Annotated in this window: 18 protein-coding genes; 8 read left to right on the forward strand and 10 right to left on the reverse strand. The window is 76.2% G+C overall.

Features of this window, described 5'->3' with window-relative positions; translation table 11 throughout:
* The first annotated feature begins 79 nt into the window (after nt 1-79).
* From JD79_RS17485 to JD79_RS17500, 4 genes are all read left to right on the forward strand, one after another.
* Nucleotides 80-670, forward strand: a complete 591-nt coding sequence (locus JD79_RS17485; protein ID WP_110006566.1) for a sugar O-acetyltransferase — start codon at nt 80-82, stop codon at nt 668-670.
* Between the two features lie 244 nt (nt 671-914).
* Nucleotides 915-1229 carry a TetR family transcriptional regulator C-terminal domain-containing protein gene (locus tag JD79_RS23150; RefSeq protein ID WP_211308032.1) on the forward strand — a complete coding sequence of 105 codons (315 nt, stop codon included), beginning with the start codon at nt 915-917 and terminating at the stop codon, nt 1227-1229.
* A 32-nt stretch (nt 1230-1261) separates the two neighbouring features.
* Nucleotides 1262-2461 carry an MFS transporter gene (locus JD79_RS17495; protein WP_110006567.1) on the forward strand — a complete coding sequence of 400 codons (1200 nt, stop codon included), beginning with the start codon at nt 1262-1264 and terminating at the stop codon, nt 2459-2461.
* A gap of 243 nt (nt 2462-2704) precedes the next feature.
* Nucleotides 2705-3088 carry a hypothetical protein gene (locus JD79_RS17500; protein WP_110006568.1) on the forward strand — a complete coding sequence of 128 codons (384 nt, stop codon included), beginning with the start codon at nt 2705-2707 and terminating at the stop codon, nt 3086-3088.
* A gap of 41 nt (nt 3089-3129) precedes the next feature.
* Here the strand turns inward: JD79_RS17500 and JD79_RS17505 are convergent, their stop codons facing one another.
* Together JD79_RS17505 and JD79_RS17510 are read right to left on the reverse strand one after the other, a co-directional pair.
* Nucleotides 3130-4086: an anti-sigma factor RsbA family regulatory protein gene (locus tag JD79_RS17505; RefSeq protein WP_110006569.1), complete on the reverse strand. Its 957-nt coding sequence runs from the start codon at nt 4084-4086 to the stop codon at nt 3130-3132.
* A complete protein-coding gene (locus JD79_RS17510; protein WP_110007815.1) occupies nt 4083-4997 on the reverse strand; it encodes an MEDS domain-containing protein in 915 nt (304 codons plus the stop codon). Before JD79_RS17510 ends, JD79_RS17505 begins: the two co-directional genes overlap by 4 nt.
* Nucleotides 4998-5375: 378 nt before the next feature.
* On the opposite strand from JD79_RS17510, the gene JD79_RS17515 reads away from it, so the two are divergent.
* Nucleotides 5376-7034: a CocE/NonD family hydrolase gene (locus JD79_RS17515; RefSeq protein ID WP_211308033.1), complete on the forward strand. Its 1659-nt coding sequence runs from the start codon at nt 5376-5378 to the stop codon at nt 7032-7034.
* A gap of 79 nt (nt 7035-7113) precedes the next feature.
* On the opposite strand, the gene JD79_RS17520 is transcribed toward JD79_RS17515, so the two are convergent.
* The 8 genes from JD79_RS17520 to JD79_RS17555 all read right to left on the reverse strand — a co-directional run bounded on the left by JD79_RS17520 (nt 7114) and on the right by JD79_RS17555 (nt 15949).
* Nucleotides 7114-8361, reverse strand: a complete 1248-nt coding sequence (locus JD79_RS17520) for an ABC transporter substrate-binding protein (RefSeq protein WP_110006570.1) — start codon at nt 8359-8361, stop codon at nt 7114-7116.
* Nucleotides 8358-9596 carry a branched-chain amino acid ABC transporter permease gene (locus JD79_RS17525; protein ID WP_110006571.1) on the reverse strand — a complete coding sequence of 413 codons (1239 nt, stop codon included), beginning with the start codon at nt 9594-9596 and terminating at the stop codon, nt 8358-8360. Before JD79_RS17525 ends, JD79_RS17520 begins: the two co-directional genes overlap by 4 nt.
* On the reverse strand, nt 9589-10479 hold the full coding sequence (locus JD79_RS17530; RefSeq protein WP_110006572.1) for a branched-chain amino acid ABC transporter permease: 891 nt from the start codon (nt 10477-10479) through the stop codon (nt 9589-9591). The genes JD79_RS17525 and JD79_RS17530 overlap by 8 nt, the downstream gene beginning before the upstream one ends.
* Complete coding sequence (locus JD79_RS17535; RefSeq protein ID WP_245900181.1) at nt 10476-11381, reverse strand: ABC transporter ATP-binding protein; 906 nt, start codon at nt 11379-11381, stop codon at nt 10476-10478. The genes JD79_RS17530 and JD79_RS17535 overlap by 4 nt, the downstream gene beginning before the upstream one ends.
* A complete protein-coding gene (locus tag JD79_RS17540; protein ID WP_245900182.1) occupies nt 11369-12193 on the reverse strand; it encodes an ABC transporter ATP-binding protein in 825 nt (274 codons plus the stop codon). Before JD79_RS17540 ends, JD79_RS17535 begins: the two co-directional genes overlap by 13 nt.
* 235 nt (nt 12194-12428) lie before the next feature.
* On the reverse strand, nt 12429-13397 hold the full coding sequence (locus JD79_RS17545; RefSeq protein ID WP_110006573.1) for an NADPH:quinone oxidoreductase family protein: 969 nt from the start codon (nt 13395-13397) through the stop codon (nt 12429-12431).
* A gap of 81 nt (nt 13398-13478) precedes the next feature.
* Entirely contained in the window at nt 13479-15374 is a 1896-nt protein-coding gene (locus JD79_RS17550; protein WP_211308034.1) for a potassium transporter Kup, read from the reverse strand.
* A 323-nt stretch (nt 15375-15697) separates the two neighbouring features.
* Nucleotides 15698-15949: a hypothetical protein gene (locus JD79_RS17555; protein WP_110006574.1), complete on the reverse strand. Its 252-nt coding sequence runs from the start codon at nt 15947-15949 to the stop codon at nt 15698-15700.
* A gap of 103 nt (nt 15950-16052) precedes the next feature.
* Between JD79_RS17555 and JD79_RS17560 the strand changes: the two genes are divergently transcribed.
* From JD79_RS17560 to JD79_RS17570, 3 genes are all read left to right on the forward strand, one after another.
* On the forward strand, nt 16053-16625 hold the full coding sequence (locus JD79_RS17560) for a GNAT family N-acetyltransferase (RefSeq protein ID WP_170149255.1): 573 nt from the start codon (nt 16053-16055) through the stop codon (nt 16623-16625).
* 136 nt (nt 16626-16761) lie between these two features.
* A complete protein-coding gene (locus tag JD79_RS17565; RefSeq protein WP_110006576.1) occupies nt 16762-17388 on the forward strand; it encodes an antibiotic biosynthesis monooxygenase in 627 nt (208 codons plus the stop codon).
* 81 nt (nt 17389-17469) lie between these two features.
* Complete coding sequence (locus tag JD79_RS17570) at nt 17470-18189, forward strand: alpha/beta fold hydrolase (protein ID WP_110006577.1); 720 nt, start codon at nt 17470-17472, stop codon at nt 18187-18189.
* The last annotated feature ends 10 nt before the right edge of the window (nt 18190-18199 follow it).

Genomic DNA, 18199 nt, shown 5'->3' on the forward strand with positions numbered 1-18199 from the left:
CGCCGGCGCGCGGGACTCATCGGTCCCTGCACCGCGCCGTTGCGTACGGATGTCCGCATGCATGTGTACGCTCGTCCGCATGACCGCACCGTCCGCCGCCGACGACCCCCGCACCATGCGCGAGCGGATGCTCGCCGGTGACCCCTACATCGCCGACGACCCGGAGATCGGCGAGGCCAGCGCCGCGGCGCTCGACCTGGCGGCGGTCTACAACGCCACCTCGGCGCGCCAGCGCGCCCTGCGCCGTCAGCTCCTCGAGCAGTTGCTCGGCGCCGTCGGTGAGGACACCGAGATCCGCCCGCCGCTGTACGTGGACTACGGCAGCAACCTGCGCATCGGCGCCCGCTCCTTCGCCAACGTCGGCCTGGTCGCCCTCGACGTCGCGGCCATCACCATCGGCGACGACGTGCAGATCGGGCCGAACGTCCAGCTGCTGACGCCGACCCACCCGGTGGAGCCCGGGCCCCGGCGGCAGAAGTGGGAGGCCGCGGAGCCGATCACCATCGGCGACAACGTGTGGCTCGGCGGCGGCGTCGTCGTGCTGCCCGGCGTGACCATCGGGGCGGACACCGTCGTCGGTGCCGGGTCGGTGGTGACCCGGGACCTGCCGGCCGGCGTGGTCGCCGTCGGCAATCCCGCCCGGGTGGTCCGCACCCTGGAGCGCGGGTGAACACCCCCCTCGTGCCGGCCCGGAGGCCGCGCCGGCACGACCCCGGGCGCCGCGACCGCCTGGTGGCCACCGCCCTCGACGTCATCGCCGAGGTCGGGGTCGGCGGCGCCACCCACCGGGCGATCGCCCGCGCCGCCGACGTCCCCTGGGGTCGACGACCTACCACTTCGCCTCCCTCGACGAGCTGCACGCCGCGGCGTTCACCCTCCTCGTCGAGGACGTCGCCGGCCGCTTCGACGAGCGCATGCGCACCGCGCCGGACCGGGCGGCGGCGCTGGCGTCGCTGGTCGAGCACCTCACCGGCGACCTGCTCGTCTCCGGCCGCGACCTGGTGCTCACCGTCGAGCTCTACGCGGCCGCCGCCCGCCGGCCGGCGCTGCGCGCGGTCACCCAGGACTGGATGCAGCGCAGCCGGCGCAGCCTGGAGCGCCACCTCGACCCGGTCACCGCCGGCGAGCTGGACGCGCTGGTCACGGGCCTGGTGCTGCACAGCGCCCTGTCGACCGACCCGATGGACCCCGACCGGATCCGCGCGGCCGTCCTCCGCCTCGCCGCCTGACCCCTCCCCTCCCCAGACCCCGAAGGACCCCCGTGTCGGACACCCTCCCGGCTGCCGCCCCGCCGCGGCTGCGCGCCGCCCGCGTCTCCGTCGCCGCGTGCTTCTTCATCAACGCGGTCCTCTACGCCGACCTCGTGCCACGGCTTCCGGAGATCAAGGACCGCCTCGACCTCACCAACGCCTCCCTCGGTGCGGCACTGGCCGCCCTGCCGCTCGGCGCGCTGGTCTCCGCGCTGGCCTCCGCCGCGCTCATGCGCCGCTTCGGATCGGCGCGGGTGGCCTCCTTCGGCCTGGTGGCGCTCGCCGCGGCCGTCTGGGGCGCGGCGGTCGCGCCGTCGTGGTGGCTGCTGGCCGGCGCGCTGTTCGTGGCCGGTGCGCTCGACGCCGTCGTCGACGTCGCGCAGAACGCCCACGGCCTGCGCGTCCAGCGGGCCTACGACCGCTCGATCCTCAACGGCTTCCACGGCATCTGGAGCATCGGCGCGGTGGCGGGCGGGCTGATCGGCTCCGCCGCGGCCGGGCTGGGCGTCCCGCTGGGCGTGCACCTCGGGGTGGTCGCGGCCGTGTTCGCCGTCCTCGCCCTGGTCGCCCACCGCTCGATGCTGCCGGGCACGGACCAGGAGGAGGCCGCCGAGGACGCGGTGCCGGCGGGCGGCGGCGGCGCGCTGCGCGCCGTCCTGCCCGCGCTGGCCGCCCTCGGCGTGCTCGCCGCCTGCGGGGCGTTCGTCGAGGACGCCGGCTCGTCGTGGAGCGCCCTGTACCTGCGCACCGACGTCGGCACCGGAGCCGCGACCGCCGGCCTGGGCTTCGTGGCGCTGTCGGTGGCGATGACCGTCGGGCGGCTGACCGGCGACCGCGTCGTGGACCGGTTCGGCCAGCGCCGGGTCGCCCGCGTGGGCGGCGCCGTCATCGCCGTGGGCATGGGGCTGGCGCTGGCCGTCCCCTCGCTGGCGACGACGCTCGTCGGGTTCGCGCTCGCGGGCCTCGGCGTGGCCACCCTCGTCCCCGCCGTCTACGCCGCGGCCGACGACCTGCCGGGCCTGCGGCACGGCGTCGGGCTGACGCTGGTCAACTGGCTGCTGAGGATCGGCTTCCTCGCCTCGCCGCCGCTGGTCGGCGCGATCGCCGACGCCTCGAGCCTGCGGGTGGGCCTGCTGCTCGTCGTCGTGGCCGGGGTGGCGACACTGCTGTGCGGGCGGGTGCTGCGGGCGACGGTCAGCCGGGACGGCTGAGGTGGGCACCCCGGGCCCCCCGATGCTCGCGCGGGACCCTGCCCGGGGGCCGGGGGTACGGCATCCCGTCGTGCACGACCGGCATCTGCGGAGCCGGGCCAGGGAGCGGTGCTCGGAACCTGGCCCGGTGCGCCGGCGAGGAGTTCCCCCTCTACTCGACCGGAGCGGAGCGCGCCCCCAGGGTGCACGCCCGTGGTCCGGTCCGCATCCCGGGGTGTCGGTGGCGGAGGAGAGGATCGGCGCGTGGCTGCCTTCTTCCTCCCGCGCGCGAGCGACGACGACCAGGCCGAGCGGCTCTACGAGGCCCTGGCCGAGTTCGCCGGCTGCGAGCCCGCGCCCCCCGGCCGGCGGGTGCAGGCCATCGCCTTCCGCCAGGACGGCGCCGCGTGGGTGGCCGAGGTGGGCCGCGAGCTGCACGGGCGGCGGACGACGACCACGCTGCGCCGCGGCGAGCTCCTCGAGCACACCGAGGAGCTCACCTCGACCGCCCGCGTGCTCGCCGTCTACCCCGGCACGCCCTTCCTGGTGGTCACCGACGCCCAGCCGATCACCGGCACGCCCTCGGAGTGGGCGAACCCCCTCTCGGTCGCCGAGCCCGACCGGGTGACCCTCTTCGACGCCCGCTGAGGCCGGCCGCTCCCCCTCACCGGCGGCGGCCCGGGGCGGGCTCAGCGCAGGGCACCCGGCGGGTGACGGCGGAAGTGCAGCCGGACGGCGGTGCCCGCGGGGCCGCTGCGGACGGCGGCGTCGTCGGCCAGGCTCCACGCCAGCCACATCCCCCGCGGGCCGGTCGCGGGGTCCGGCGGCACGTAGCCGAGCGTCTCGTCCGGCAGGCCGGGACCGCCGTCGGAGACCTCGACCACGAACGTGTCCCCCTCGGTCCAGGTGGCGAGCTCGGCGAACGCCGCGACGCGCAGCGCGTTGACCAGCAGCTCGTGGGCGGCCAGGACGACGTCGCCGAGCCGGGCCCGCCGGTCGCCGGGGACCGCGGCGCTGAGGGCGCGGCGTCCCTGCACCGGTGCGGTCACCGTGCCGACGACCGCGTCCGCCGGGCGCTCGGTCCAGGCGGGCTGGACCGAGCGCAGGAAGCCCGCCGGGTCCTCGTACGCCGGCCCGGGTGCCGGTGCGGTGCCGCCCCAGGTGAGCGGGTGGGACCGGTCGACGGCCGCGAGGACCTCGGCCGGCAGCCGGCGGGCGTCGTGCAGGCACAGGCTGTAGTAGGGCATCGCGTCGTAGCAGCGGTTGGCGACCGCCTCGTACCGGCTCCACACCCGGCCGTCCTCCCGGGCGAGCCAGGTCGGCTCGGCGGCCAGCCGCCAGCTGGGGGCGGTGGCGCGGAGGGCGCGCAGGTCGCGGTCGTAGGCCTGCAGCGTGCCGTGGCCGCCGCGCCACCACGTCTCCGCCGCGGCGAAGACGGTCAGCCGCCCGAGGTCGCTCCCGAGGTTCCCGGCCAGCAGGCCGCGGACCCGTTCCCCGGCGACGACGAGCACCGGCTCGTCCCGGCGGAACCCCTCGAGCACGAAGGGCACGACCCGCTCGACGAGCTCGTCGTCGGCGGAGAAGACGAACCCCTCGTGCGCGAGGCGGGTGCCGTCCCAGTCGCCCGTCGGACGCAGCCGGGTCACGCCGGCTCCGGGCCGGAGGGGCCGGGGGCGGGGACGCCGAGGCCGAAGAGGTCGAGGCAGCGGCGCACGCCCCGGTGGGTGCCGGTCAGCCGCAGCGCGGTCCCCCGGCCGGCCAGCTCGCGCGTGGCGCCGTGCAGGGCACGCGCACCCGCGACGTCGAGGAAGGCGAGGTCGGACAGGTCGAGGACGACCTCGCGGGCGGGCCCCCCGGGGACACCGTGCCCCCCGGGGACACCGTGCTCCCCCGGGACACCGTGCACGCCCGCGACGTCGACGAGGGCGGTCGCCACGGACGCGGCCTCGCTGAGGTCCACCTCGCCGTGCAGGGACAGCACGGGTCCCCGCGCGGACAGGTGCGCCTGCGGCGGCCGGTCCCCGAGGGCCTGCACCGGGTGGAGGACGGCGACGGGCCCGAGGACGTCCGGCCCCACCGAGGCGTCGTAGAGGCACATCGCGGTCATGGGGACGGTGCCCATGAGCGCGTCGGCGAGCTGCTCGTAGGCGTGCAGCAGACGACGGCCGGACCGCCCGCCGTGCAGCAGCGCGGTGACGTCCGCGGCCACCCGCAGGCCGGTGCGCCCGGCGACGAGCGCGGCGTCCGTGGCGCCGCGGTAGCGCCGCACCTGCTCGACGGGGTCGAGCGCGGCGCCGGCCGAGTAGCAGTCGGCGGTGGCCTGGAGCTCCAGCCGGCCGTCGGCGAGCATCGCGTCGCGGTGCGGGAGTGCCGACACGGCCGCGAGGAGGGCGGGCCGCGAGGGACCGACGAGCAGCAGGTGCTCGCCGCGGCGGCGCCCCTCGTCGAGGAAGGGCACGACCGCTGCGGCGAGGTCGGCGCCACCGGTGAAGGACCGGCAGACGTGGTCCCCGGGTCGGAGGGCGGGGACCGCGTCCAGGCCCCGCGGGAGGGTCACACCCGTGAAACTACCCACCGCGGGAGCCGGCGTCAGGAACCCGGAGCGACGGATCCTCCGCACCCGCCGCGCGGGCGCGGCCTCCCGGGCCGTCGCCAGGCCCAGCCCGGCGTCCCCGACCGTGCCGGTGACCGGGCTCCCGTCCGGCCGGACCGGCCCGGCGCCGGAGAGCCACGGCAGGTCCCCCGCGGTCACGTGGTTCCCGGCTGGGCTCCTCGGCTCCGGCAGCTCGATGCCCGGGCCGGCCGGTCGCGCGTCGAGGTCCGTCCGCCGATGGTGGCCCTCCACCGCGTGCGCGGGGACTCCCGCCCCACCACGATGACCCCCGGCCGCGGGCGAGGGGCGCCGCAGCGGAGTCGGGAGGACGAGGACGTGCCGGTGCTGACCAGACTGGGCGGGCTGCTCGCGGACGCGGCGCTGGGGCTGCCGCTGCGGGCGGTGCCGTACACCGTCGAGCGGGACGTCGCCGTCCCGATGCCCGACGGCGTGACGCTGCTCGGCGACCACTACCGCCCGGCGGGCGGGGGCGGCCCGCAGCCGGTCGTGCTCATCCGCCTCCCCTACGGCCGGGCCGGGGTGTTCGCGCACGCCTTCGCCGCCCCCTACGCCCGCCGCGGCTTCCAGGTGTTCGTCCAGTCCACCCGCGGCACCTTCGGCTCCGGCGGGCACTTCCGGCCGTTCACCACCGAGCACGAGGACGGCCTGGCCACCCTCGCCTGGGTGCGCGCGCAGCCGTGGTGCGACGGCCGGGTGGCGATGAGCGGCGGCAGCTACTTCGGGCACACCCAGTGGGCGATCGCCCCCTACGCCGACCCGCCGCTGGTCGCGGTCTCGCCGCACGTCACCGGCGCCCGCATCACCACCGCCTTCTACGACCACGGCGCCCCGGGGCTGGAGAACGCGCTGCGCTGGTCGGTGTCCATCGGCCGCCAGGAGGCCGGCGGACTCCCGGCGCCGCTGCAGCCGCCGGGCCTGCGGGCGCGGGTCGACCGCGCGCTGCGGATGCTGCCGCTGCAGGCGGCCGACACCGTCGCCGTCGGTGCGCCGGTCCCCTTCTGGCGCGACTTCACCGGCCACGCCGGGCCCGGCGACCCGTTCTGGAACGCCACCGACCACGACGACGCCGACCTGGGCCGCTTCCCGCCGGCCAGCATGGTCACCGGCTGGTGGGACCTGTTCGCCGCCGCCCAGCTCACCGACTACGCGCGCCTGCGCGCCGCCGGGGTCCCCGCCCGGATCACCGTCGGCCCGTGGCTGCACGGCGACCCGGGGGAGCTCAGGGAGATCGTCCGCAGCGACGTGCGCTGGCTGCGCCACCACCTGCACGGCGGCCCGGCGCCCACCGGCGCGCCGGTGCGGCTGTACCTGCAGCAGGCCGGCACGTGGCTGGAGTCGGAGACGTGGCCGCCGCCGGGCAGCTCCCCCGTGGCGCACCACCTGCGGGCCGGCGGCGCCCTCACCGAGCAGCCGGAGACCGGGAACGCCGCCCCCAGCCGGTTCACCTACGACCCCGCCGACCCCACGCCCTCCATCGGCGGTCCCCTGCTGGAGCGGCCCGGCAAGCAGGCCGACAACGCCGCGGTCGAGGCCCGCGACGACGTCCTCGTCTTCACCGGCCCCGCGCTCCCCCGCGACGTCGACGTCGTCGGGCACGTCCGCGCCCGCGTGCACGTCCGCACCGAGCTCGAGCACGCCGACCTGTTCGTCCGGCTCTGCGACGTCGACCCCGCGGGGGTGTCGCGCAACGTCGTCGACGGCGTCCGGCGGCTGGACCCGCGCACCGTCCCGGCCGACGACGTCACCGTGGGCGGGGACGGCGTCCTGGCCGTCGACGTCGAGCTGTTCCCCACCGCCTACCGCTTCCGGGCCGGGCACCGGCTGCGCGTGCAGGTGTCCGGCGGGGCCTTCCCGCGCTTCGCCCGCAACCTGGGCACCGGCGAGCCGTTCGCGACGGGCGGCGCCGGCCGCCCGTGCCGGTTCCAGGTGCTCCACGACGCCGCGCACCCGTCCCGCCTGGAGCTGCCGGTGCTGCGCTGAGCACGCGACCGGCGCCCCCTCCGGGAGGAGGGGGCGCCGGCCGGGGTGGTGCCGCAACGGCGACCCTGCGGGGAGGTCCTTACCCGGCGAGGTCGGCGGCGAGCTCGCCCTCGAAGGCCTCCTGGACGACCTCGGCGCCACCGGGCGCGTCGGCCGGCCGGAGGATGATGCTCTCCGTGCTCGGCGAGACCCCGGTCTCGAAGCCCGTGAGCGGCACGAGCAGGCCGCCGGTGTCGACGTCGGACAGCTCGCCGAACGCGGCGAGGACGCCCTCGCGGGTCAGGTCACCGCTCTCGCAGGCCGCGTCGAGCACCTGGTTCATGACGTCGCCCATGGCGTACCCGAAGATCGCGCCGAAGCTCGGCGTGGTGTTCGGGTAGGCCGCCTGGTACTGCTCGAGCAGCTCGGGCTGGGAGGCCCACGCCGTGACCGGCGAGGACACGTACAGGTGGTCCTTGAGCCACTGCGCCGAGGGGCCCTGCAGCAGGCCCGGCGCGAAGACGGGGTTGCTGCCGAGGATCGGCACGTCGAGACCGGCCGACTGGGCCACCGCGGCCACCGAGGCGGTCTGCCCCGGCGCGACGGTCAGCACGATGGCGTCCACGCCCTCCGCGGCGAACTGGGTGACCTGCGCGGACATGTCCTGGTCGGTGGACTTGATCTGCGTCTCGATCAGGTTCAGGCCCCGGGCCTCGGCGACGGCGCGGGAGCCGGCCAGGCCGTTCTCGCCGTACTCGCCCTCGAAGTAGATGTGCCCGACGGTGGCCCCGTCCTGCAGCAGGCCCTGGTCGAACAGGTACTGGTAGCCGTTGGCGATCTCCACGTCGTAGGTGGCGCCGAGGACGCCGGTGCCGGGGATCTCGGTGAGGGTCCGGGCCCAGGCCGACGGGAAGTTGACGATCGAGTCGCTCTCGTAGTCGCCGGCCAGCGCGGTGTTGATCGGCGAGCCGATCGTCTGCTGCATCGCCAGGATGTTGGGCTCCATGCCGCTGTAGAGCTGCACACCCGTCTGCGGCACGTAGCCGGTGTCCTGGACCTCGAGCTCGACGTCGTAGGTGTCGCAGACCTGGTTGTCCTCCCAGTACAGCGTGTTGCCGTTGGTGATGTCGGTGCCCAGGGAGGCGAAGACGCCGGTGAAGTCGGTGAGCACTCCCAGCCGGATCGTGGTGCCCTCGACGCCGACGTCGGTGGTGACGTCACCGCCCTCGCTCCCCCCGCCGCCACCGCCGCCGCTGCTCTCCGGCGCCTTCGTGCTGCAGCCGCTCACCGCCACGACGGCGGCGGCGGCCAGGACGGTGGCCCCCCGTAGACGCGTTCCAGCTCTCATCTGCTGCTGCTCCCTCGTGACGGTGGATCGGACGGTGCGGGGACGGTCGTGCCGGACGCCGAGTCCGTGGGGGCCCTCGGGGATCCGCGGCCGGAGGGGCGGCCCCGGCGGCGGAAGCGGGTGGCGAGCCCGGCCAGGCCGCCGGGCTCGAAGAGGACGACGAGGATGATCGCCAGGCCGAAGAGGTAGCGGGCGGCGATGCCGGCCGCGACGCCGCCCTCGCCGGGCGCGCTGACCAGCGGCAGCACGTCGGCGAACTGCTGGAACACCAGCGGCAGCGCGGTGACGAACGCCGCGCCCAGCGCCGCGCCGGCCACCGAGCCGAGACCGCCCAGCACGATCATCGCCAGGTAGAGGATCGACACGGTCAGGCCGAAGGACTCCGGCGCGATGCTGCCGATCGACAGCCCGTACATCACCCCGGACAGCCCCGCGTACATCGAGCTGACCAGGAAGACCCGCGCCTTGTAGGCCTGCACGTTGACGCCCATGACCGAGGCGGCGACCTCGCTGTCGCGCAGCGTCTGCAGCGCCCGGCCGGGCCGGCTGCGCAGCAGGTTGCGGGCGAACAGGTAGGCGGCCAGCGCCAGGACGATGCCCAGGTACCAGAGCCGCTCGGCCTCCCGGAAGGGGACGCCGAGGACGAACAGCTGCGGGTCGTCGTTGCCGAAGGAGAAGCCGAACAGGGAGAACTCCGGCACCGAGCGGCCGTTGAACCCGCCGGTCACCGGCGTCCAGGTGTTGAGCACGTGGACGCCGATGAACACCAGGCCGAGCGAGGCGACGCCCAGGTAGATGCCCCGCAGCCGGGCGGCGATCGGGCTGAACAGCAGCCCGGCCAGACCCGCGAGCAGGACGCCGACGACCATGCCCACGATCGGCGGGAGCTCCAGGCCCCGCAGCGCCGCCCGGGTGCCCAGGCCCCCGGACTCCCCGGAGACGAACGTGTAGCTGACCGCGCCGACGGCGAGGAAGAACGCGTGCGCCAGCGACAGCTGCCCGGTGGTGCCGACGAGGAGGTTCAGGCCGATGGCGCCGACGATCGCGCCGGCGACGGCGAAGCCGGTGCGCAGCCAGAACTCCTCCACGTACAGCGGGAGGACGAGCAGCACGACGAGCAGGGCGAGCAGCAGCAGCGGCTTGAGGAAGCGGGCCGGGGAGCGCCGGGCCGCCGACCCGGACGCCGCCGGGCTGCGGCGGGAGGCGCCGGCCGGCGCGGACAGGGTGTCAGACACGTGTCAGCTCCTTGGTCCCGAACAGGCCGGAGGGCCGGACCAGCAGCACGACGATCATCACGACGTAGGGCGCGACCTCGCCGAAGCCGCGGCCCAGGAAGGACAGCTGCTCCTGGTAGCCGGCGGCGAGCGCCTCGGTGATCCCGATGAGCAGCCCGCCGACCAGAGCGCCGCCGGTGGAGTCCAGGCCGCCGAGGATCGCCGCCGGGAAGGCGCGCAGCGCGACGGTGTAGGCGGCCGCGCTGACGCCCGGCGTGGGAGCGCCGACGAGGAACAGCGCCGCCACCGCGGCCAGCACGCCCGCGACGATCCAGGCCAGCGCCGACACCCGGCCCTGCCGGATGCCCATGAGCGCCGCGGCCTCCCCGTCCTCGGCCGAGGCGCGCATCGCCACGCCCCAGCTGGAGTACTTGAACGCGACGAAGAAGGCGACGATGAGCACCCCGGCCACGCCCATGGCGATCAGCCGGTTCTCGCTGATGCCGACCCCGCCGATGCGGACGGAGTCCCCGCCCCAGGGGTGCGGGATGTTGAGGATGTCCGGGCCGATCTGCCGGATCAGCTCGGTGAGCAGGATGATGTCGACGCCGATGGTCACGATCGCCAGGCTGATCACCGGGGCCCCGCGCAGCCGGTTGATGATCAGCCGCTCGACGAGGAACGCCGCCAGCGCGGTGAGCAGGACCCCGACCAGCACGGCGGGCAGGAAGCCGAGCGGGTCGGCCAGCCGGGCGATCGCGTAGGCGCCGAGCAGCAGCAGCGACCCATGGGTGAAGCTGACGACCTCGCTGGCCTTGAAGATGATCACGAAGCCCAGGGCGATGAGCGCGTAGATCGCGCCCAGCGAGATCCCGTTGAGCAGCAGGGACAGGAACTGGGTCACGAGCGGTTCCCCGGGGTCTCGGTGGGATGGGCCGTGCCGTCCGGGCCGGGAGCACCCGAGGCGGCGGCCACGGCGTCGGCGGGGTTGTCCTCGGTGCCCGAGCCCAGGTAGGCGCGGATGACCTCGGGATCGGACTGCACCTGGGCAGGGGTGCCGTCGGCGATGCGGCGGCCGAAGTCGAGGACGGTCACCCGGTCGGCCAGCGACATGACCATCCCCATGTCGTGCTCGACGAGGACGACGGTGATCCCCAGTGCCGAGCGGATCTCCCGGATGGCGTCGGCCATGCGGGCGGTCTCCTGGGCGTTCATGCCGGCCACCGGCTCGTCGAGCAGCAGCAGCCGCGGCTCGATGCACAGCGCCCGGGCCACCTCGACCCGCTTCTGGTCGCCGTAGGACAGCACGCCCACCGGGGTGTGCAGCTTGTCCCCGAGGTCGAGGAACTCGGCGATCTCCCGGATCCGCTCGCCGTGGACCTTCCCCTCGCGGGTGGCCCGCGGCAGGCGCAGCCCGGAGGAGAGGAACCCGGCCTTCGTCAGGTGGTGGCGGCCGAGCATCAGGTTCTCGGCGACGGTCTGCGCGCCCGACAGCGCGATGTTCTGGAAGGCGCGCGCCACGCCGACGCCGGCGATCTGGAACGGCCGCATGGCGCTGAGCACCGCGTCGCCGAAGCGGACCTCGCCCTCGGTGGCCCGGTAGACGCCGGAGAGGACGTTGAACAGCGTCGACTTGCCGGCGCCGTTGGGCCCGATGACCGCGTGGATCGAGCCCGGCGCGACGGTGAAGGACACGTCGTTGAGCGCCTTGATCGCGCCGAAGGCGACGCTCACGGACTCGACCTCGACCGGCGGGACGTCGTCCCGGGTGGTCGAGGCGGTCGCCGGGGCGGTCACGCCGTCCACCGCGACAGGGTGCGCCGGGGCGCCCGCTCGGTGCGCTGCTCCTCGGGGGTCGCGCCGGTGTGGCCGAGGTAGAGCCGCTGGACCTCGTCGGACTGCGCCAGCTCGCGGGCGTCGCCGGACAGGGACACCCGGCCGACGTCGAGCACGTAGGCGGAGCTGGCCACGCCGAGCGCCATCGTCGCGTTCTGCTCGACCAGCAGCACGGAGGTGCCCTGGCGGTTGATCTCGGCGACCACCTCGCCGATCTGGCCGATGACCCGCGGCGCGAGACCGAGGGAGGGCTCGTCGAGGAGCAGCAGCCTCGGGCTGGCCATCAGGGCGCGGCCGATCGCCAGCATCTGCTGCTCGCCGCCGGACAGCAGCCCCGCCCGCTGGCCGCTGCGCTCCCGCAGGACCGGGAACAGGTCGTGCACGCGGGCGACGGCGGCGGCCTTGGCGGCGCGGTCGCGGTTGCCCATGCCGCCGGCACGCAGGTTCTCCTCGACGGTGAGCCGGCCGAAGATCCGCCGCCCCTCCGGCACCTGGACGACGCCGGCGCGGACGATCTGGCCGGGGTCGCGGCGGGTCAGGTCCAGGTCGCCGAAGCGCACCGTGCCGGCGTCGACCCGGCCGCGGTGCAGCCGCAGCGTGCCGGAGATGGTGCGCAGCAGCGTGCTCTTGCCCGCGCCGTTGCTGCCGAGGACGGCCACCACGGCACCGTCGGGCACCTCCATCGAGACGCCGCGGACGGCCTCGACGGCGCCGCCGTAGGTCACCTGCAGCGAGTCGACGCTCAGCACGGCGCCGCCGCCACGGACGGTGAGATGGACCACATGCGGCGGAACGATAGGGGCGCCGTCAAGGAAAGCCGTGCAGGTCGGGCAAGCCGTGACCTGGCAGTGATACGGCTCCGCGCGGTCTCGTCACAGGGGTGTCGCGGAGCTGTGGCACGCGCACACCTGGTGCGCCGGGCCGACATCTGCTAGGCGGCGCGCGGCTCCGCCGTCCCGGGAACCCCCGCCACACCCCGCCGGCCGGCGGGGTGTGGCGCCGCCCCGTCGGATCCGGTCAGTCGCGCACGCGCAGGAGGACCTTGCCGGTGGCCCGGCGCTCGTCGAGCTCGGTGACCGCGGCGGCGGCGTCGGCCAGGTCGTGCACCGTGCCGAGCACCGGCCGCAGGCGGCCCTGCTCGAGCAGCGGCAGCAGGTCGGTCCACTGCTCCTGCACGAAGGAGGGCTCGCCCGACCAGAAGGCGCCCCAGCCGACGCCCACCACCGAGACGTTATTGAGCAGCAGCCGGTTGACCTTCACGGTGGGGATCTCCCCGCCGGTGAAGCCGAGGACGAGCAGCCGGCCCTCGCGGCCGAGACTGCGCAGCGAGTCGGTGAAGCGGTCCCCGCCGACCGGGTCGGCGACGACGTCGACCCCGCGGCCGCCGGTGAGCTCCCGGACGCGCTCGCGGAACCCGTCGGCGAGGACGACCTCGTCGGCACCGGCGGCGCGCGCGGCCTCGCCCTTGGCCTCGCTGGAGACGACGGCGAACACCCGCGCGCCGTAGGCCTTCGCCAGCTGGACGCCCGCCGTCCCGAGCCCGCCGGCGGCGCCGTGCACGAGCACCGTCTCGCCCTCGCGCAGCTGCCCGCGCCGGCGCAGCGCGAAGTGCATGGTCAGGTAGTTCATCGGCAGCGCCGCGCCCTGCTCGAAGGACACCGCGTCGGGCAGCGGGAAGACGAAGCCCGGGTCGGCCACGGCCACCTCCGCGAAGCCGCCGAAGCCGGGGAACGCCGCCACCCGCTGGCCGGCGGTGAGCCCGCTGCCCTCCGGGGCGCTGCGCACGACGCCGGCCACCTCGCTGCCGGGCACGAACGGCGGCTGCGGCTTGAGCTGGTACTCGCCGCGGCTGAGCAGCACCTCCGGGAAGGTCACGCCGGCGACGTGCACGTCGACGACGACCCTGCCGGTGCCGTCGGGCTCGGGGACGTCGACGACGGAGATGGCCGAGGGGCCGTCGAGGGTGGCGATCTGGGCGGCGCGCACGGGTCCTCCTGGAGGCTGGGAGACGGTGCGGCGAGTCTCCCAGTGCCCCCGCCCGGCACCGCACCCAGAGGTCGATCCTCCTCAGAGGTCGATGACCGCCCCCATCCCGACCGTGCGGGAGGCGGGGAGGTCGAGGTACTCGGCGTGCCCCACCGCGGCGCGGGTGAGCGCGACGAACAGCCGGGTGCGCCCGGCGCTCATCCCGGACCGCCGGGTCGGGCGCAGGACCGGCCGGGTGACGAACCAGGTGACGGCGTCGGCACCGCCCGGGGTCTGCGGCAGCGCGCGGCGCAGCACGGCCGCGAGGTCGGGCGGGTCCCGGAAGCCGAACTCCGCGGCCACGTGGACGAACCCGTCGCCGGGCCGGCCGAGGGGCTCCACCGTGATCCCGGCGCCCCCCGGGAGGTGCGGCACGTCCGCCGTCCGGGCGGAGACGACGACGACCCGCTCGTGCAGGACGCCGAGGCGGTCGACGGTGGCCCGCAGCGCCATCGGCGCGGTCGCCTCCGCCAGGTGCGGGTAGACCCCGGTGCCGGGCACCCGGGGGACGCCGGCGGCCCGGACCTCGGCGAGGGCGGCGGCCAGCGGTCCCTCCCGCTCGGCCCGCCGGGCCGCCAGCGCCTCGTGCCCGCGGTGCCACGTCGTCATGACCGTGAACACGGTGGCCGCGACCAGCAGGGTCAGCCACCCGCCGTCGAGCACCTTCGGGAGGGTCGCGGCCGAGTAGGTCAGCTCCACCGCGCCGAGGACGCCGCCGAGGAGCACCAGCCGGCGCCGGGACCACCGCCACCGCACCCGGGCGACGACGAGCAGGAGCACGGTCGTGATGAGGAACGTGGCGGTCACCGCGACGCCGTAGGCGGTGGCCAGGCGGGCGGCGGAGCCGAAGCCGAGCACCACCGCCAGCACGACGACGAACAGCGCCCGGTTCACCGCGGGCACGTAGACCTGGCCGGCCTCGCGCGCCGAGGTGTGCCGGATGCGCAGCCGCGGCAGGAAGCCCATCTGCACCGCCTGGCGGGACACCGAGAACGCGCCGGCGAGGACGGCCTGGGAGGCGATCACCGTGGCGGCGGTGGCCAGCACCACCATCGGCAGCTGCGCCCAGGACGGGAACAGGAGGAAGAACGGGTCCTCCCGGGCCCGCGGGTCCCCGGTGACGAGGGCCGCCTGGCCCAGGTAGTTCAGCGTCAGCGCCGGGAACACCAGGCCGAACCAGGCGAGCCGGATCGGCCGGCGGCCGAAGTGCCCCATGTCGGCGTAGAGCGCCTCGGCGCCGGTGATCGCCAGCACCACCGCGCCCATGACCGCGAGCGTCAGGACCGGCCGGTCGACGGCGAGGAGCACGGCGTAGGAGGGCGACAGGCCCCGGAGGACCTCCGGCCGGGCCCAGACCTGCGCCAGCCCGGCGGCGCCGAGGGCAGCGAACCACAGCAGCATCACCGGGCCGAACACCCGCCCGACCCGGCTGGTCCCCCACCGCTGCGCCGCGAAGAGCGCGGTGAGCACTCCTCCCGCCAGGGGCAGGACGGCGGCCGACAGGTCCGGCGACACGACCTCCAGGCCCTCGACGGCCGAGAGCACCGAGATCGCCGGCGTGATGACGCTGTCGCCGTAGAACAGCGAGGCACCGAGGACCCCCAGCAGCACCGCCGCGCCGGCGCGCCGCCGCCCGCCGCCGAGGGACCGGGAGACGAGCGCGGCCAGGGCCAGGACGCCGCCCTCGCCGTCGTTGTCCGCCCGCAGGACGACGACGACGTACTTGACCGTCACCGTGACGGTCAGCGCCCAGAAGACCAGTGACGCGATGCCCAGCACGTCGTCGGTCGCGCTGCCGACCGCACCGCCGTCGACGGCGAACACCGTCTCCACCGCGTACAGCGGGCTGGTGCCGATGTCGCCGTAGACGACGCCGAGCGCGCCGAGGACCAGCGCGGGCTCCCCGCGGCCCCGGCTCCCCGCCGGCGGCGCCGGCACGCGCGCCCCGGGCACCGTCCCCGGGGCCTCGATCCCCCGTGCGTCGATCCCCGGGGCCCCGACCCCCGGGGCCCCGACCCCCGGGGCCCCGACTCCACCACGGCCGCGGCCTCCCTCGCCGGTCCCGGAGGCCCTACGCCCCCGTCCCGGGCGGCACGGCGACCGTGCCGCCCCGCCGGCGGCCGGCTCCCGCCGGACGGCGCTCCCGGACCGCGGTCCTCGCTGCCATGGGTCCTCCCGGGGACGCCGCACGGACGGTGGACGTGCCGGTCATCGTGCTCCCCGGGGTCGGGGGAGCACAGACCGTCGCGCGTCCCGCCCGGTCAGGCCCCCGGGGTCGCCTGCAGGTCCTCCCGCCGCTGCACGCGCACGGCCCGGAACGGCAGGCCGTGCGCCGGCTCCTCGGTCCACTCGACGGCGACCACCTGCCCGGCGCGCAGCGTGCCGTCGGCGGTCTCCACGACGGCGGCGTCGGCCCAGCAGTCCCCGGGCAGCCCGGGCACCTCGAGGACGGCGCCGCGCGCCTGCCCGTCCCAGCGCACGACCGTGCCGACCGACGTCCCGCTGCGGCTCATGCGCCCAGGCTGCGCGCCGCGGGGCCCAGGGGCAACGAGCGGGCGCACGGTGTGTTCGCGCACATCCCGGAGGCTTCCGCCGGTCGCGGGCGTTGTACCGGACGTGACCGCCACCAGCACGAGTGCCGCGCGCGTGCCCGCGACGGCCGGGCCGCTGACGGAGGTCGTCCTCGCCGACGGCACGCCGGCCATGATCTGGCCGCTGCTCGACACCGACGGCGAGGCGCTGCGGCGGGCCTACGCCGAGCTCTCGCCGGCGTCGCGGCGCTTCCGCTTCCTGACCGAGCTCCCGGAGCTGTCCGACGGCCTGCTGCGGATCCTGGTCGACGCGGTCGACGGCGTGGACCACGTCGCCGTCGTCCTCACCGCGTTCCCGGACGACGGCGAGGCCCGCCAGGTCGGCGTCGCGCGCCTGGTGCGCTACCCCGACGACCCCGAGGTGGCCGACGTCGCGGTCACCGTCATGGACGCCTGGCAGGGCCGCGGCGTCGGCCGCGTGCTGATGGACGACCTGCTCGCCCGCCGGCCGCGCGGCGTCGTCCGGCTGCGCACCGCCGTGGCCGCGGAGAACCGCGCCTCGCTGCGGATGCTGGGCCGGGTGGGCCGGATGACCACGCGCCACGAGGGCGGCGGCGAGCTCACCGTCGAGGTCACCGACCTCCCGCCGCACCCCTGACGCCCCGCCACCCGGGCCGGTGCCCGGGACGGCGACCGGGAGGCCGAAGGACCGTGGTCCGGCACGGCGCGGGGGAGGACCCTCGGCGCTGCGGCGGTGCCGCAGGGGCGTCGCCGCCGGTCCGAGAGGAGGCGTCATGTACGCCCGATCCACCACCATCCGCGGCAACCCCGGCTCCCTCGACGACGCCATCGCCCACATGCGGGACGAGGTCTGGCCGGCCATGCGGGACATGGACGGCTGCATCGGCCTGTCGATGATGTGCGACCGCGAGAGCGGCCGGTGCATCGCGACGTCGGCCTGGGAGGACCGGCAGGCCATGCAGGCCAGCGCCGAGCGCGTCGCCCCGATGCGCCGGTCCCTCGTGGACCGCTTCGGAGCCGGCGACGACCTCGAGGTGCGGGAGTGGGAGATCGCCGTCCTCCACCGCGAGCACGCGGCCGGGGACGGCGCCTGCGCGCGGGTCACCTGGACCCGCCGCGACCCCGGCGAGGTCGACCGGGTGCTCGACATGTACCGCACGAGCCTGATGCCGCGGATCCAGCATATGCCCGGCTTCTGCAGCCTCAGCATGCTCGTCGACCGGGACCGCGGACACGCCGTCGGCACGGTCGTGTTCGACGGCCGGGCCCACCTCGAGGAGTCGCGGGAACAGGCGCGCATGCTGCGCGAGGAGGCCGTGTCCATCATGGGCATCGACGTCCTCGACGTCGCCGAGATGGACCTCGTCCTCGCCCACCTCCGGGTACCCGAGACCGTCTGACCTCCCGGGAGGACCGCGGGCCGCTCCGGCTCCTCCGGGGGCCGGGCGGCGGGCGCGGGGGCGCCCGCCATCCTGGACGGGATGACCCCTCCCCTCGCCGTCCTCGTGCACGGCCTCTGGCACGGCGCGTGGTGCTGGGACGACGTCCGGTCCGCGCTGTCGGCCCGCGGCGTCGACAGCGTCGCCGTCGACCTGCCGCTCACCGACCTGGCCACCGACACCGCGGCCGTGCGCGCCGCGCTGGACGCCGCGGGCCGGCCTGCGGTGCTCGTCGGGCACTCCTACGGCGGCGCCGTCGTCACGGCGGCCGGCGTGCACCCCCTGGTCCGGGAACTGGTGTACCTCGCGGCGTTCCAGCTCGACGACGGCGAGTCGGTGAGCCGTACCCGCCTCGGCGACCTGCCCGACACCCGCCTGGGCGAGGCGATGGTGGTGTCCGGCGACGAGGTCGGCCTCGATGCGGTGCTGGGCCCGCGGCTGCTCTACGGCGACGCCCCGGCGGAGGTGACCGCGGCGGCCACCGCGCGCCTGCGCCCCGTCGGCCGGCAGGTGTTCCGCGGCGTCCCGGAGGCGGTCGCCTGGCGGACGGTGCCCTCGACCTACGTCGTGTGCACCGCCGACGAGGTGGTGCACCCCGAGCGCCAGCGGGCGATGGCCGGTCGGGCGACCCGCAGCGTCGAGTGGGCCTGCGGACACAGCCCTCTGGCGACGCGCCCGGACGCCGTCGCCGAGCTGGTCGCCGAGCGCGTCGCCGCGGTGGACGCGGAGCCCGGTCAGCCGGGGGCGGCACCCAGCGGGTAGCGCACCGCCG

Origin of the sequence: Geodermatophilus normandii, assembly GCF_003182485.1 — a bacterium.
GTDB classification, from domain to species: domain Bacteria; phylum Actinomycetota; class Actinomycetes; order Mycobacteriales; family Geodermatophilaceae; genus Geodermatophilus; species Geodermatophilus normandii.

Coding starts and splice junctions, on each gene's coding strand:
- JD79_RS17570 (WP_110006577.1), top strand. CDS start 17,470: ATGACCCCTCCCCTCGCCGTCCTCGTGCACGGCCTCTGGCACGGCGCG.
- JD79_RS17520 (WP_110006570.1), bottom strand. CDS start 8,361: ATGAGAGCTGGAACGCGTCTACGGGGGGCCACCGTCCTGGCCGCCGCC.
- JD79_RS17565 (WP_110006576.1), top strand. CDS start 16,762: ATGTACGCCCGATCCACCACCATCCGCGGCAACCCCGGCTCCCTCGAC.
- JD79_RS17555 (WP_110006574.1), bottom strand. CDS start 15,949: ATGAGCCGCAGCGGGACGTCGGTCGGCACGGTCGTGCGCTGGGACGGG.
- JD79_RS17485 (WP_110006566.1), top strand. CDS start 80: ATGACCGCACCGTCCGCCGCCGACGACCCCCGCACCATGCGCGAGCGG.
- JD79_RS23150 (WP_211308032.1), top strand. CDS start 915: ATGCGCACCGCGCCGGACCGGGCGGCGGCGCTGGCGTCGCTGGTCGAG.